This is a genomic window from Bifidobacterium rousetti (assembly GCF_008698235.1).
In the GTDB taxonomy this organism is placed as follows: Bacteria; Actinomycetota; Actinomycetes; order Actinomycetales; family Bifidobacteriaceae; genus Bifidobacterium; species Bifidobacterium rousetti.
In genome coordinates, this window is record NZ_PEBH01000002.1 from 399206 (window position 1) to 414209 (window position 15004).

15 protein-coding genes and 1 tRNA gene are annotated in these 15004 nt (G+C 63.5%); 4 read left to right on the forward strand and 12 right to left on the reverse strand.

The window, feature by feature from the left end:
* Positions 1 to 23: 23 nt before the first annotated feature.
* The 4 genes from nrdD to CSQ85_RS04195 form a co-directional block, all read right to left on the reverse strand.
* The gene (gene nrdD, locus CSQ85_RS04180; protein WP_150382961.1) at positions 24 to 2423 is read right to left on the reverse strand and encodes an anaerobic ribonucleoside-triphosphate reductase; all 2400 of its coding nucleotides are present in this window, start codon (positions 2421 to 2423) and stop codon (positions 24 to 26) included.
* A gap of 315 nt (positions 2424 to 2738) precedes the next feature.
* Positions 2739 to 3071, reverse strand: coding sequence for an exodeoxyribonuclease VII small subunit (locus CSQ85_RS04185; protein WP_150382962.1), 333 nt, complete (start codon positions 3069 to 3071; stop codon positions 2739 to 2741).
* Between the two features lie 47 nt (positions 3072 to 3118).
* Entirely contained in the window at positions 3119 to 4402 is a 1284-nt protein-coding gene (gene xseA, locus CSQ85_RS04190; RefSeq protein ID WP_150382963.1) for an exodeoxyribonuclease VII large subunit, read from the reverse strand.
* Positions 4403 to 4463: 61 nt separating this feature from the next.
* A complete protein-coding gene (locus CSQ85_RS04195; RefSeq protein ID WP_395956295.1) occupies positions 4464 to 5432 on the reverse strand; it encodes an endonuclease/exonuclease/phosphatase family protein in 969 nt (322 codons plus the stop codon).
* A 499-nt stretch (positions 5433 to 5931) separates the two neighbouring features.
* On the opposite strand from CSQ85_RS04195, the gene CSQ85_RS04200 reads away from it, so the two are divergent.
* Positions 5932 to 6007: transfer RNA gene (locus tag CSQ85_RS04200), tRNA-Arg, on the forward strand.
* Positions 6008 to 6470: 463 nt separating this feature from the next.
* Here CSQ85_RS04200 and CSQ85_RS04205 read toward each other — a convergent pair.
* A complete protein-coding gene (locus CSQ85_RS04205) occupies positions 6471 to 6827 on the reverse strand; it encodes a hypothetical protein (protein ID WP_150382964.1) in 357 nt (118 codons plus the stop codon).
* 104 nt (positions 6828 to 6931) lie between these two features.
* Between CSQ85_RS04205 and CSQ85_RS04210 the strand changes: the two genes are divergently transcribed.
* Together CSQ85_RS04210 and CSQ85_RS04215 are read left to right on the forward strand one after the other, a co-directional pair.
* Complete coding sequence (locus CSQ85_RS04210) at positions 6932 to 7192, forward strand: AbrB/MazE/SpoVT family DNA-binding domain-containing protein (protein WP_150382965.1); 261 nt, start codon at positions 6932 to 6934, stop codon at positions 7190 to 7192.
* On the forward strand, positions 7189 to 7578 hold the full coding sequence (locus tag CSQ85_RS04215) for a type II toxin-antitoxin system PemK/MazF family toxin (protein ID WP_107040766.1): 390 nt from the start codon (positions 7189 to 7191) through the stop codon (positions 7576 to 7578). Before CSQ85_RS04210 ends, CSQ85_RS04215 begins: the two co-directional genes overlap by 4 nt.
* Before the next feature lie 28 nt (positions 7579 to 7606).
* Here CSQ85_RS04215 and CSQ85_RS04220 read toward each other — a convergent pair whose 3' ends face one another.
* The 3 genes from CSQ85_RS04220 to CSQ85_RS04230 form a co-directional block, all read right to left on the reverse strand.
* On the reverse strand, positions 7607 to 8293 hold the full coding sequence (locus CSQ85_RS04220; RefSeq protein WP_150382966.1) for an HAD family hydrolase: 687 nt from the start codon (positions 8291 to 8293) through the stop codon (positions 7607 to 7609).
* Positions 8294 to 8404: 111 nt separating this feature from the next.
* Positions 8405 to 9265: an aldo/keto reductase gene (locus CSQ85_RS04225; protein ID WP_150382967.1), complete on the reverse strand. Its 861-nt coding sequence runs from the start codon at positions 9263 to 9265 to the stop codon at positions 8405 to 8407.
* A 198-nt stretch (positions 9266 to 9463) separates the two neighbouring features.
* Positions 9464 to 10504, reverse strand: coding sequence for a LacI family DNA-binding transcriptional regulator (locus CSQ85_RS04230; protein ID WP_223846840.1), 1041 nt, complete (start codon positions 10502 to 10504; stop codon positions 9464 to 9466).
* 263 nt (positions 10505 to 10767) lie between these two features.
* On the opposite strand from CSQ85_RS04230, the gene CSQ85_RS04235 reads away from it, so the two are divergent.
* Complete coding sequence (locus CSQ85_RS04235) at positions 10768 to 12111, forward strand: ABC transporter substrate-binding protein (protein WP_150382968.1); 1344 nt, start codon at positions 10768 to 10770, stop codon at positions 12109 to 12111.
* Positions 12112 to 12268: 157 nt separating this feature from the next.
* Here the strand turns inward: CSQ85_RS04235 and CSQ85_RS04240 are convergent, their stop codons facing one another.
* Genes CSQ85_RS04240 through CSQ85_RS04255 form a run of 4 tightly spaced genes read right to left on the reverse strand, consistent with a single transcriptional unit; the run spans position 12269 to position 15002 of the window.
* Positions 12269 to 12952 (reverse strand): response regulator transcription factor, encoded by a 684-nt coding sequence (locus CSQ85_RS04240; RefSeq protein WP_190972881.1) that lies wholly within the window; start codon positions 12950 to 12952, stop codon positions 12269 to 12271.
* Positions 12949 to 14181, reverse strand: a complete 1233-nt coding sequence (locus tag CSQ85_RS04245; RefSeq protein WP_223846824.1) for a sensor histidine kinase — start codon at positions 14179 to 14181, stop codon at positions 12949 to 12951. The genes CSQ85_RS04240 and CSQ85_RS04245 overlap by 4 nt, the downstream gene beginning before the upstream one ends.
* Positions 14182 to 14219: 38 nt before the next feature.
* Positions 14220 to 14582, reverse strand: a complete 363-nt coding sequence (locus CSQ85_RS04250) for a hypothetical protein (protein ID WP_150382970.1) — start codon at positions 14580 to 14582, stop codon at positions 14220 to 14222.
* Between the two features lie 21 nt (positions 14583 to 14603).
* On the reverse strand, positions 14604 to 15002 hold the full coding sequence (locus CSQ85_RS04255) for a DUF6591 domain-containing protein (protein ID WP_150382971.1): 399 nt from the start codon (positions 15000 to 15002) through the stop codon (positions 14604 to 14606).
* Positions 15003 to 15004 lie beyond the last annotated feature (2 nt).

Genomic DNA, 15004 nt, shown 5'->3' on the forward strand with positions numbered 1-15004 from the left:
GCGGACCCTCGCGATACCAGTAGTTACTTGGTCTCTTCGAACCATTCGCGCGTGGAGCCGTCGTCCAGCGTCACATGGCCGGTCTCGCCGCTCATGTGCTTGACGCGGTGGGAGATCTCCTCGTGACGGCCGTGGACCATCGGACGGGACACCGGGTTGCCGAGGTAGCCGCAGGTGCGCTTGGTGACGTTGCACTTGTCCGGGTCGGAGTTGCCGCACTCGGGGCACTTGAAGCCCTCGTCGGTGGGCTCGAAGTCGCCCTGGAAGCCGCACACGAAGCAGTGGTCGATCGGCGTGTTCGTGCCGAGGTAGCCGATGCCGACGTTGTAGGCGTAGTCCCACACGGCCTCGAGCGCCTTCGGGTTGTCCTGCAGGCACGGGTACTCGCAGTAGTTGATGAAGCCGCCGGAGGCGTAGTACGGGAAGTCCTTCTCGTAGTTGAGCTTCTCCATCGGGGTGGGCTGCAGCCACACCGGGTAGTGGAACGAGTTGGTGTAGAAGTCGTGGTCGGTGACGCCCTCGATGCGGCCGAACTTCTCGCGGTCCATGCGGTTGAAGCGGTCGGTCAGGGATTCGGCCGGCGTGGAGTACACGGAGTAGTGGTAACCCTCCGCCTTGCTCCACTGCTTGCACAGCTCGTTCATGCGCTTGACGATGGACAGTGCGAACTCCTTGCCTTCCGGGTCCCAGCCGTGGTCGCGGATCCAGTTCTTGCCGTAGAACACGGCGGTGGTCTCCGCCAGGCCGATGTAGCCGAGGGAGACGGTGGCGCGCTCGTTCTTGAACAGCTGGTCGACGTTGTCGTTGGCGCCGAGGCGTCCGAAGGCGCCGAAGCGGAACAGCGTCGGGGCGTTGACCGGCGTGGCCTGCTTGCAGCGCATGATGCGGAACTGCAGGGCCTGGTGCGCGACCTCCATGCGCTCCTCGAACAGCTTCCAGAAGCGGGCCTTGTCGCCGTGGGATTCGATGGCGATGCGCGGCACGTTCACGGAGACGACGCCGAGGTTCATGCGGCCGTCCTCCTCGTCCTTGCCGGTGGCGGGGTTGATCCAGCCCTGCAGGAAGGAGCGGCAGCCCATCGGCGCCTTGAAGGAACCGGTGATCTTGACGATGTTCTCGTAGAACACGACGTCCGGGTACATGCGCTTGGTGGCGGATTCGAGCGCCAGCTGCTTCAGGTCGTAGTTCGGGTCGCCCGGGTCGGCGTTCACGCCGTGGCGGACGGTGAACACGAGCTTCGGGAAGATGGCGGTGTGATGCTCCTTGCCGAGGCCGCGGATGCGGTTGAGCAGGATCGCGCGCTGGATCTCGCGGGCGAACCAGTCGGTGCCGAGGCCGAAGCCGACGGTGACGAACGGGGTCTGGCCGTTGGAGACGCGGTTGGAGTTGATCTGGTACTCCATCGTCTGCATGGCGTCGTAGATGGCCTTGCGGGTGCGGATCTTGGCGAGGATCTCGCGCTCCTGCTCGAGCTCGTCGACGTCATCGTGGAACGGGGTGTCCATCGGCAGCGGCTCGCGGCCCTTCTCGAAGTGCAGCTTGGCCGGCTCGTTGGCCTTGGCGTTGGCGACCTGACGGCGCGCGAACTCGATCGGCATGTCGTCGGGGATCATCTCGCGGGCCTCCTCGAGGAACTTCTCGTAGTCGAGGCGCGCGTAGGTGGCGAGGTGCTCGTCGGCGCGGTTGGCGGTCTGGCCGCCGTACTGGCTGGAGGCCACGTCCTTCATGATCTGGGTGATCTGGGTGGCGGCGATGGCGATCGACTTCGGGGAGGCCATCGGCGCGTTGCCGAGGGTGAAGCCGTTGGCGAGCATGTCCCAGAAGTTGGGCAGCGAGCAGTTGGACTGCGCGGTGAACGGCGAGTAGTCGGCGTCGTGGAAGTGGATGTCACCCTTCATGTGGGCGTTGGAGACGGCCGGCGGCAGCATGTTGAACGCGGCGGCCTTGGAGACGGCGCCGGCGAGCAGGTCGCGCTGCGTGGCGTAGACGTTGGCATCCTTGTTGGCGTTCTCGTGGATGAGGGTCGGGTCCTGGTTGATGAAGCGGGACACGGCCTCGTTGACGTCCGTGGCCTTGGCGCGCTGGATGTCCTTGTCGAGACGGTAGTTGGTGTAGGCGCGGGCCACGTCGTACAGGTGCGCGTCGATCAGGGCGTGCTCGACGAGGTTCTGGATGTCCTCGATCTTGGCGGGGCCGGCGTAGCGCTCCTTGATCTCGCCTTCGACCTGGTTGGCGAAGCCGCGGATCATGGCCTCCTCCTCGGGGCCGACCTGCTTGTCGAGATCGCCGAAGGCGGCCTTGACTGCCTCGATGATGTTGATCGGGTCGAAGTCGACGATACGGCCGTCGCGCTTCTCCACCTGCACCTGACGGGTGGTGTTCCTGACGGTTGTGGTCGCGGTATCGATCGCTGCGCTGTCCATCGCTTCTCTCCCTCTGCACGTATCATGTCATGGGCCGTTTCCGGCCGGTCCTCCATGTGATTCGGCGCAAATCACATGGGCGTAATTCTTTTGGCCTCAGATACTGTACGGCAACCACTCCCCCATATCTAGTCGTGACGCGCCGCCACAACACTAGGGGTAGTGGTTTTCGGCGGAATAGAGCCAAATCACAAGCGTGTGATTCATACGACAGCCCCGTCTTCCGCGTGTCGCGAAAGACGGGGATCGGGTGTCTCGTTCGGCGGCTGGCCCGGCGGAGGAATCAGCGGGATTCAGCCGGAATCAGCCGGAGACTCAGTCGAGGTTGGACTGCGTGCCGGCGGTGTCGGCCGTGGCGGCCTGCGCGTTCTGGGCGGCGTCGAGACGGGCGCGCACGTCGCCCAGGAGGCTCTGCGCACGGCGGGCGAGGGCCTCGCCGATCTCCCACTGGCGCATCGACTGGTCGAGGTTGAGGCCGCCGGCCTCGAGCGCCTGCACGGCCTGGATGAGCTTGTCACGCGCCTCCTCGTACGGCATGTTGGCGATGGCCTCGCGCTCCTTGTCGGTGAGCGTGGACGCGGGGGTCGCGGGCTGCGCCGCCGCGGAGGCGGCCTGCGCCGTGGTGTTCTCGGTGGTTTCGGTGGTCATGATGTGTTCTCCTTGCACTTGCATTGCCATTAGCGCTATTAACCGGATCAGTCGGCCTTGGCGGTGACGACGCCCCGCTTCAGGGTCAGGGTGAGTTCGTCGCCGGGGCGCACGGACGCGGCGTCGTCGAGTACGCGCCCGTCGGCGGTCTGCACGACGGCGTACCCGCGGTTGAGCGTGGACTGCGGGCTCAGGGCCGTGAGCGAGGCGTGCGCCTTCTCGATGGTGAGCGAGGCGTCGTCGACGATGCGCCTCAGACCGATGTCGAGGCGATTGCGCGCGTCGTCGACGAACCGCTGATGCGGCTCGAGCATCGTGAGCGGCTGCGTGAGGCTCGGACGGTTCGCATAGCCCTCGACGAGCCGGATCTCGTTGTCGACGCGCGCGGAAATGCGAAGCCGCATCTGACGCACGGCGTTGTCGACGAGCTGCCACTGCTCGCGCACGTCCGGCACGACCTTCTTGGCGGCGTCGGTCGGCGTCGACGCCCTCAGATCGGCGGCCAGGTCGATGAGCGTCCAGTCGTCCTCATGCCCGATGGCGGAGACGATCGGCGTGCGGCACGCGGCGGTCGCACGCACCACGCCCTCGTCGGAGAAGCCGACGAGATCCTCGAACGCGCCGCCGCCTCGCGCCACGATGATCACGTCCACCTCCGGGTCGGCGTCGAGCCGATGGATCGCCTCGATGATGTCGGGCGGGCATTGCGCGCCCTGCACGTGCGCGTGCACGATTCTGAAGCGCACGGCCGGCCATCTCAGGTTCACGTTGGTGACGACGTCGCCCTCGGCGCGGGCCTGCGGGGCGCAGATCAGGCCGATGCACTTGGGGAACTCCGGCAGCGGGATCTTGTTCTCGGCGTCGAACAGACCCTCGCCCTTGAGCCTCTTGCGCAGCTCGTCGATCTGCTCCTTCAGACCGCCGGCGCCGATCTTGCGGATGTCGTCGCCGATGAAGCTCAGACGGGTCTGTTTGACCCAGATGTCGGCGCGGCCGTGGATGACGACGCGATCGCCCTGACGGAACTGCGATGCGGCGGCCGCGAAGCCGCGCCAGCCGGACACCGACATCGCGATGTCCTCGAAGTCGTCGCGCACCGTGAGATAGGCGGAGCCGGCGCGACGCGTGTTGATCTCGGTGATCTGGCCGCAGATCCACGCCGCGGGCCATTTCGCCACCGCGTTGTGGAACTTCTGACTCAGCACGCTCACCGGCCACGGGTTCTCGGCCGTGGTCTCGGCGGCGAGGCGCGGCAGCTGGTCGAGCGGACGCGGGCCGTTGCCGGGGCCGACTCCGGCGCCCGGGCCGTTGGCGTTCATGTCATAACTCATGGGGTCCACTATAGTTCAGCGGCGTCGTCAGGCCGGAGGATATGTGGATAACCTCTTGGGCTCACTCGAGCGCCAGCGTCGCCAGCAGGGCCGCGTGATCGGAGCCGGCGATCCGCTTGACCTGCATCTGCCCGGCGATGATCCCCCTGTCCACGACCACGTGGTCGATGCCGGCGAAGGCGGGAGGCACGACGCGGTCGGCCGGCCAGGTGAACGTGAAGCCGTGTCCGGCCTGCCGCGCGGCGTCGGAGAACCGGTCGCCGAGGAACTCGCGGAACGGCGTGTGGTCGTACGTCGCGTTGAAATCGCCCATGAACACGTACGTCGAATCCGTGTGCGAGCGCATCAGCGCCAACTCGTCGAGCGAGCGCTTCCACTGGCGCCAGTAGCCGGGGACGGGCGCGGTGGTGTGCACGGAGACGAACCGGACGTGTTTCGCGCCGCCGGAGAACGCGACGGTGCCGCCCGGCATGAACGAGGCGCTGGAGGTCACGTCGTCGTCGGCCGGATCGGCGAGCGGCGTCGCGGACCACAGGCCGTTGCCGTACACGCCGTCGGAACTGGAGACCTGCGAGTACGGCAGGTAGTCCTCGATGCCGGCGGCCTTGAGACGGGAGACGAACGCGTCGGTCGTCTCCTGCAGGGCGAGCACCTCGACGCGCTGGTCGCGCACCGTGTCGACGATCGCCTGCGCGTCGGCGCGTCCTTTATATACGTTGAACGTCATCACACGCGCGTATGCGTCGTCGGTGATCGGATTGGGCTGCGCGACGGCGGACATCGCGCGGCCGGGCAGTTTCTCCTGCGTGTGGAAGAACGGGTACTGCCACCAGACGTTGAGCGCGAGCAGCGCGATCGCGACCACGGCGGTCACGACGCGGCGGGAGACGAACGCGAGGATCAGCGCGAGCGCGGACAGGAGGATGAGCCACGGCGCGGCCGACACGATGATCGGCACGTAGGGCAGCTCCTGCAGGTCGGACGGCAGGGCCCGCGCGAACGTGCCGACGACCGCGAGGATCGCGAGGATCGTCGAGAGCACTCCAAGCACAAGGTGACGGCGTTTGCCGTCGCGTCCACCGTATCCGTTCATATTGCGCTTCCTTACCGAGGTCTTTCTCGCCGCGGCCGCGCCGCGCGAGGTGCCGCGCGGCTTCCCGGAGCCGCGCGACGAGCCTGTGCGGGCGCGGTCACGGGCGTCGGCTTCGGCGCGGGCGATCAGTTCGTCCCTGCCGGAGTCGAACCTCGCCGACGAGCGGGACGAACGGGACGAACGGGTTGGGCGAGGCGAACCCGCCGAACGGTATCCGCCGGACCCACCCGTCGAACGCGACGCGCCGCGTCTGTTTCTTCCCGCCGATCGCCCTGCCACCGCACCTCCTTGCATCTTCGGTCACATTACCGTGCACGCGATGCCCGCGGACTCGTTCCGCAGGACGATTTCACAGTTCGATCGCACGCGGGGCACGACCGCAGGGAGGCGCGCGGGATGCGCGTTGACCGCACCCCGTGTACAATGGACCGCTGTCGCCTCGGTAGCTCAGGGGATAGAGCACCGCTCTCCTAAAGCGGGTGTCGTCAGTTCGAATCTGATCCGGGGCACCACAACCCCTTGGAACCAGTGAGTTCCAAGGGGTTTCTGCTTATTCGGCGCTGTCGTCCGGGGTGTGATGGGGTGTACTGACCGCAGTATCTTGCCTGACAGCAAACCCAGCTCACTGCAATCCAGTGAATCATCCATCGCGGCCGTTCCCCGAGGACCTGTCATGTCGGGAGGATTGGTTCGATGCTCTCGTTGGCTTTCGCCCAGCACGATCAGAGCCTGCCGGCGATTCTTTCGTCCATTCCCTCGACAGTTTCGGGCATGCGCGCGAGTACGAGGCCGGCGATGTGGCGGGCCGTGTCCACGACCCTGTCCGGGTCAAGCCCGTGTCTGGACGCCAGCGCGGCCCAGTCCTGGGGTGTGGTCCATTCGGCGAACTGGTGCTCCGGAAGGACGTGTCCCCGTCCCCGTCGCGCGTGAACACGCCCACAAGACGGTCACCGTCCCATGCGTACGATCTTCTGCTCATCGCCCCGGCTCCCGTTCTATGGCGTATTCGATCGGGAACACATGACTGCGTATTCCGAGCGCATCGAGCACGGCGCGCGCGTCGGCGATCGGCACCGGTTTCTCGCCGAGCATGTCGGTGACGACGTCCACGGACACACAGGCCATGGCGGCGAGACGGACGGCATCCAGACCCCGCTCCCCCATGCGCTGCGAGACCGCTTCCGCGACCTTGTTCATGTCCGACAGGTAGCGCAACGGATTCGACTCGACGACTATTCGCGCCCCCTCCGGGGGTTGCAGCCGGTCGTACTTCTCCAGCGACTCCCGTGGAAATCCCATCGGATCACGTCCCATGCCTGTATCGCCCGTCATACACCGTATCGTACCCGTCAGGGACGGCGTCCATCGGAGCACTCGATCAGCTACAATGTATATACTATGATATACATATCGTTTATGTTGAGAGGTGATGGACAATGGCCACACTGACCCTCAGTAAGTGGGGCAACGCCCAAGGCGTGCGTCTGCCGAAGGACATGCGAGAACAAGTGGGTATGACCGATGGTTCTCGCGTTGAGGCCACCGTCAAGGATGGCGCCATCGTGCTTCGCCCGATTCACACCAACATCAGAATCGTTCGAGTTCCGCGCCTTGCCGAGGTGTTCCGCGACCGCACCGAGGAATACAAGACGACCGAAGAACTCACCGGACCAGCCGTAGGCGGGGAGGCGCTGTGACCTCGTGGCGTTATGGGGACGTGCTCCTCGTTGATCTCGATCCTGCCAAGGGACATGAGCAAAAGAAGCGTCGGCCCGTCATCGTGGTGAGCAACGATGATTTCAATCGCAATTGCAGTCTCACCGTCGTTATTGCGATCTCGCACGGCAGGGGCGACTTCGAACTGCACCTGCCCGTCACCGCGGTTCGACGCGATGACGGCGATGGTTGGATCGACGGTTACGCGCAAGTCGAGCAGATCCGCGCTCTCGACCTTGCAGAGCGCAACCCCGTACACATCGGACGACTCAAAGATGACGACATGGACCGCATCACCGGGCTCCTCATCAGCTGCTACATCCAGCCCGAAATGATGGTCATCCCGAATTACGCGCAGCAGGGTTAGCGCAACATCCTCCCCACACGCACCGCGATCACACGTCCACGGCAACGCCCCGGTCGGCCAGCCATCGCCTTGTCTCATCCGCGCCCGTGAAGCGGATCGCGCGCAATCCCGCCGCACGGGCGCCGTCCACGTTGTACGGCGAATCGTCCACGAACACGGTGCGTTCGCGGACAAGCCCGAATCGCGAGACAGCCAGATCGAAGATCCCGCGATCCGGCTTTTTCAAGCCTTCGATTCCCGAGACCACGACGCCGTCCAGCAGTCCGACGAGCTCCGGGAACCGGCGTTCCATCACCGGCCAGGTGTCCCGACCCCAGTTGGTCAGCCCCCACACGCCGACGCCGCGCGCCTTGAGATCGGCGATCAGCGGCATCATGCCCGGCATCGTCCCGACCAGCGTGCGGTCGATATGCCGGGCGTATGCACGCATCATCGCGCCGAGACGCAGGCCGTACTCCTCCTCGTACGCGTCGCACAGCCGGTCATAATCCATGCCGCCGTCGTGCAGGTCGTCGAAATACATGAATCCGCAACGATCGTCGTCGGCGAGGAAATCGTCGATCGACTCCTGCGGGAACAGCCCCTCCAACGCGAGACGCGGACGCCAATCCACCAGCACGCCGCAGAAATCGAAGATCACATCGTCGATCGTCGACTCATGCGGCGAGCCGCTCGTCCGCGCGACACTGTTCACGCCATCCATGCCACCACCCATCCATCCACCATCCTTCAACCGGTCTGACCGGGCGAACGCCGGCAGCGGCGACAACCGCTCTACGCCACTACGACGCGCCCGTCACTGCATATCACCGCCCATCACCGCACGTCACTGCATGTCGAGCGGCTCCTTGTCCGTCGGCGCGGGGAAGGCGTCGTCCAGCGCCGCGAGCTCGCCCTCCGTCAACTCGACCTCCCGCGCACGCAGGTTCGCGAGCACATGGTCGGCGCTTCCGGAACATGGGATCGCGATGACGTCGTCACGGCGCAACACGAACGCGAGCAGGATCTGCATCGGCTCCACGCCGTGCGCTTCGGCGATGCGTCGCACGACCGGCGAGGAGAGCAGACCGTCACGCAACGCGCCCGCCTGCGCCAGCGGGCAGTAGGCCATGAGCGGCACGCCGTGCGCGTCCATCCAATCCAGCAGCGAGAACTCGACACCGCGCGAACCGAGATGGTACAGGTCCTGATTCACCGCGCAGGCGTCGCCGCCCGGCACGCCGAACAGCTCGCGCATGTCATCGATGTCGAAGTTGGAGACGCCCCAGTTGCGGATCAGCCCATCGGACTTGGCCTCCTCCATACACGCCACGGTCTCGGCCAGCGGGATCGAACCGCGCCAGTGCAGCAGGTACATGTCGAGGTAATCAGTGCCGAGCCGGTCGAGCGACGCCTCCAGACTGCGCCGCAGCCGGCCGCGGCCCGCGTTGTGCGGGTAGACCTTGGACACCAGGAACAGCCGCGACCGGTCGTATCCGACGATCGCGCGCCCGGTGAGGCTTTCCGCCCGGCCGTCCGCGTACATCTCCGCGGTGTCGATCAGCGTGATTCCCGCGTCGAGTCCGGCGCGCAGCGCCTCGACCTCCCGCCGTTCGGACCGTCGTCCCTCGGCCAGATGCCACGTCCCCATGCCGAGCCGCGGCATCGACGTGCCGTCATGCAGCGTCACCGTCTCCTTGAATGCCATGTTGCTCCCCATGTTCGTTTCGCCGATCGTCGCAGATTGCCACCAATCGACGACCGGATACGTTTGATCCCGATCATAGGACAAGTTTCCGCTCCTCCACCCTGCGACGCCTGTCTCGTGGATCACAAGACGGACCCGACATGGGACGAAGCCGGATCGGATGGCGAGACATCGGATGAACGCACCGATTCCACACACCTATACGGATTCCCGTTCCACGATCGTCGTAGGTAGCAGCTCTACGTGATAGTCGGGCACACAAGTTCCATCCATCATCGAAAGCAGCAGCCGCGCCATGGTCTCGCCGTGGAGCGCTGAATCCTGATGGACCGTGGTCAGCGGCGGTTCGCAGAGCGCAGCCAGAGGAGCATCGTCAAACCCCGTGACGGCGATGTCATCGGGCACACGGTAACCGAGACGTTTCAATGATCGGACCGCTCCTACGGCGATGCTGTCGTTGGCGCAGACGATCCCGTCAATACCGTCCAGCATCGGCCGCAGATCACGGACCGACTCCTCACCACTGCTCATCTCCCAGTCCCGCGCACGACGGACAAGGGTTTCGTCGAACCGACCGCTCATCGCCTCACGGAAGCCGCATAGGCGTTTGGCCGCGGCGGGAGAATACTCCGGCCCCGCGATGTAAGCCAATCGGCTCCTCCCCGCAGCAAGCAGATACCGTGTGATGTCCCGTTGGCCTTCCATATTGGTGAAATCGACGGCCGGATACGGCAGCACGGAGTCGCGGCCGCTACCCGATTCCGAACGCACGGCCGGCCGATCGACCCGGCAGAACGCACGTGCCAGCGAATCGTTTTCGATCAGGGAGAACAGCAGGTACCCGTCCGCGAAGTCGCTGTATGCGAACCGCATGATCCGACGGGTCGATTCCTCAGTATTGGCGATGAGTGTGACCATCTGGTAGCCCGCTTCGCCAAGCGTCTGGTTGGCGCCGGCGATCGCCTCGGAAACGCTGTGCTGCCCTATCGTCTCGTTGGATTCGATCTGGATGATCATCGCCACCGTCGACGTCCGCTGCCTGACAAGCGCGCACGCCGCGTTGTTCGGCGTGTAATGCACGACGGCGATGGCCGAGGCGATGCGTTCGGCCGCCGACTGCGACACATACCGGTTGCCGTTGAGATACCGGGATACCGTGCCATAGGAGACGCCCGCCAGACGTGCCACATCATGAATGGTCGCACGCTTGCGCCCCCGCTGCGTATCCTGCGATTCCACCGGCGTATGCCGTGGTTTCCCTTGGGCGGTGGGCTCACTGGCACCGTCGTCTCCTATGTACATGAAAATTCTCCGATCCCGGGCTCCATCGCCCTGTCTGTTCCACATCTTAACACCGTTCCTTCGATTGTTGTGATCGTTTACAACCTGCGCTATCATTGTCTGTAATCGATCACAGAGCGTTGATCGAGACGACTCAACGGAGAATCGAACATACATTGCACTCGACAACCCGGAGACTCAACGAAGAGAAAGGCAGTCACATGAAGTTCACTACGAAGAAGGCCGTCGCCGTGATCGGCGCCGCGGCCATGTTGGTATCGGTCGCGGCCTGCGGAGGGAGCGCGGGCGATTCGGATTCCCAGTCGTCCTCAGGAGGCAAGACCGAGATCACCGTCTGGGGATGGGAGCCGACACTCAAGCAGGCGACGGCGGCCTTCGAGAAGAAATACCCCGACATCAAGGTCAAGGTCACGAACGTCGGCACCTCGGCGCAGACGCAGACCGCGCTGACCAACGCCAAGCAGGCCGGCTCCGGCCTGCCCGACGTCACGCAGCTCGAATACCACTCCATGCAGCAGTATGTGTATGAAGGCGTCCTCAAGGACATCACCGACAAGACCAGCGGCTATGAGAGCTTCTACAACGAAGGCCCATGGAAGGACGTGCAGGCGGGCGGCAAGGTGTACGGTCTGCCGATGGACTCCGGCCCCAACGCATTGTTCTACAACAAGGAGATCTTCGACAAGGCGGGCGTGACCGAGGCGCCCAAGACCTGGGAGGAGTACTACGAGGCAGCCAAGAAGATCCACGCGCTCGGAGACAACTATTACATCACCTCCGACGCCGGCGACGCCAGCCAATCCACCACCTTCTTCTCCTATCTGTGGCAGGCCGGCGCCGATCCGTTCAAGGTCGACGGCGAAAATGTATCGGTCGATCTGAAGAACAACGACAAGGTCAAGACCGTCACCGACTACTGGCAGAAGATGATCGACGAAGGCCTCATCGACACCAAGACCACCTCCTGGAGCGACGATTGGAACCGCGGTCTGGGCGACGGCACTATCGCATCCCTCGTGATCGGCGCATGGATGCCGGCGAACCTGCTTTCCGGCGCCCCGAACGCCTCCGGCAAATTCCGCGTCGCCACCACCCCGCAGTGGAATGAGGGCGATGACTCCAATGGCGAGAACGGCGGCTCCATGCTCGGTGTCGTCGAAGGCACCAAGAACGAGGACGCCGCGTGGAAGTACATCGAGTTCGTCAACCACGACGCCGAGGGCATCAAGGCACGCACCGACGCCGGAGCGTTCCCCGCCGACAAGGCCACTCTCTCGAGCGACGACTTCCTCAAAGGCTCCGATGAACTGACCGAGTACTTCGGCGGGCAGGAATACGCCAAGGTCCTCGCTGAGGCCGCCGGCCAGAAGGTCCCCGACTTCCAGTTCCTTCCCTACTGGGGCTGGGCGCAGACCTCCTTCGGCGACTACTTCGGTCAGGTGTACAGCTCCAAGAAGGGCACGCTGAGCGATGCGGTCGCATCCTATCAGAAGGCCATCGTCGAGCACGGCAACCAGCAGGGCTTCACCGTCAAGGAGAGCTGAGCGTCCACGGTTGGTGATCCGCAACGATCGCACCAGTGTGAACTACCCATGGACAATGGTGGGGCCATTATACTCGTAATTAGATGAATACTTCGCGTTAAGCATATTTCATAAATGTGTGGAATATTGACATGGGTCTATGTTTGAATTGATGTCACTATTTCAGTTGTGTAAAGACACTCAATTTAATCCAATTGATTGCAATTTGGGTGCGGTTTGAAAGATGAAGCTTCGATAGAATTCGACTAACATAGCGTTTGACTGATTTGGTTTCCAGAAATAGTTTTTTTGCTATGTCGTCATTACTGAGTCCTTGTGCAATTAAGGCACATATGTCACGCTCTCTAGTAGTAAGACTCTTGAATGATTCAATAAATATATTTTGCTGGTCTTGAAAAATGAATTTGCTTTGTTGATATTCTACTAGTTTCTTTGTTATTCGTGGAGTAAGAATTTTACCATTTCCAAAAACAGCTTTTATCGATTCCATTAATTGTGATTTACTTATGTCTTTCAGTAGGAAGCCGCTGGCTCCGGCGTCGAGTCCGCCGAAGGCGTAGTCGTCTTCGTCGTAGGTGGTGAGGATGAGGATTCTGATGGTGGGCCAGTGTTCGGTGATGTGTCGGGTTGCTTCGATGCCGTCCATGTCGGGCATGCGCACGTCCATGAGGATCACGTCGGGCAATGGTTGGTGATCGGCGTCCAACTGGTTGAGTGCGTCGATGGCGGTTTGCCCGTTTTCCGCCGAGGCGATGACAGTGATGTCGGTCATGTCGTCGAGCATGAGCCGGAAACCGAGCCGTGCCAGTTTCTGGTCGTCCACAAGCATCACGCGGATCATGGTCGGACCTTCCTTTCAATCGGCTGTTTCCCGGTCGGGGGAATGACCGCTTTGACCTGCCATTCGATGCCATCGACCGGCCCATATGCGAACGTGCCGCCAACGTCCCGTACGCGCTGTGACAGTCCGGCCAATCCGGTGCCGTCATCGGGTGCGACGGCTTGCGCCGCACCGGTGGCTCCGTCGTTGCGGATGATGACGGTGACTCCGTTGGGCTGGTGGTTCCATGAGACGTTGAGATGCGTGACGTGTCTGCAGTGGCGGATGGCGTTGGTTATGGCCTCGCGTGTCACGTCGAAGCAGAGGTCCGCCTGGGGTTCGTCGTCGGCACGGATGCCGGTTTCGGTGAATACAGTGATGATGTCGAGCGTGCGGGCGTGTGCGAGGATCGGACGGATGTCATCCCATGAATGCATGCTCCGGGAACCCGGCCTGGCGGGATCCTTGTCTTCGTCGATCGTGTCGGTTTCGGTCAACGCGCGCACGGCCTTGCGCGTGTCCTCCAGGCTTTCCCGTGCGATCTCGTTGATGCCTTTCAGAGCCTCCTCCACGCGCGAGTCGCCGGTCTTACCGGTCAATCCTTCGGATAGGGCGATGATCGCGGTCAACCCGTGCCCCACGCTGTCGTGCAATTGTCCGGCGATGCGCGAACGACGCACGGCGGCGTCACGCTGCTTGGCGGCGGTCTGCGCGCGCCGGTGTTCCAGGCCGGCGGCGGCCGTGGCGTTCCTGGCTTGGACCATGCCGCGGCGTGCCAGGGCGATCGCGCCGGCGAGGGCGAGCAGGAGGATGCGGCCGGGCCATTCGCCAAGGAACCGGCTGGCGGGCCATGACATGAACGTCGCCAAAGTTACGGTCAACGTCGTCGCGAGGGATCCGATGTACATGCGGCGTTCCCCGGCCGTGCGCATGAACGCGTAGAACGCCGCGACCAGCTGGACCAGCAGGATCGAGTCCGCATGCCAGAAGGACAGGGCCAGGGTCAGGATGAGCTGCGATGCCAACGTGACGGATGGGGCCCGGTAACGGAACACCAATGCCAGGCATGACAGGAGCTGGAACAGCAGCAGCATTATGAATCCGCCGGTCTGCTTGGCGAGTGTGTACATCGGATCCAATGGGGTGCCGATCATGCGCTCCCACGTGAGCATCGCCATCTCGACCGCGAGCACGCATAATGGCATGGCTATGGCAGTGACCCTGCCGACGTTCACCGTTTGTCGCTCCATACGATCCACTGTGCCACCTCGTCGGGTCATCGGCGTATTCACTGTGCGAGGCAGTCCGCGCCGGGCATCAGGCAGCCGAGCATCGTGACCGAACCGGTGAACAGCACAGTGGACACGATGATGATGGCCAGCCATACGAACGGCGAGAGCAGCGCCCCGATCCATGCGGCGACGCGGCCGCCATGCTCCCATCCGTGTCCGTCGCGGACGGTGATCCACGCGATCAGCACGCCGGGCAGGGACAGGAACAGGCCGAGCAGCAGGAAGCTGATAATCGAATCGTTCGGCGTGTTCGCGGCTGGCAATGGCCGGGGCGGGTTCGGCCGGCCGGGTTCCGGGATGGGCGGTGGCGCCGGCAGGGGCTTGCCGGATGACGGTTCGTGATGTGTGGGAATGTCCATGAGTGCCGATCCTTTTGAGTGTCATGGGAGCTTGTTGATGTTGATGGTGCCGTTGTCGCCAGGCAATGCACTGATGGAGACCTTGACGGTGCCGTCGTCGGCCGTGTAGTCGTATACACCGGCCTGTTCCTCCTCGGTGGCGTTGCGGGTGAAGCCCGCGTCCTTGATCTTTCGCGTATAGTCCTTCGCCTCGGCGATGGTCCATGACACGTCGATCAGATAGCCGTTGTCGGTCTCGTCCCTGATACGGGTCGTCACCCGATCGGGTTCGGGCACCCGGCCGGCATACTGGCCGTCCGGCCAGGAACCTTGGACGGAGCCACACGCCGCCAGCCCGAACAAGGCCGTCAAAATCAGCAAGAACGCGAGCAGCATGGATGCCGGGGCGCGCCTCGGCATTGCCGTGTATCGGACAGGCATTA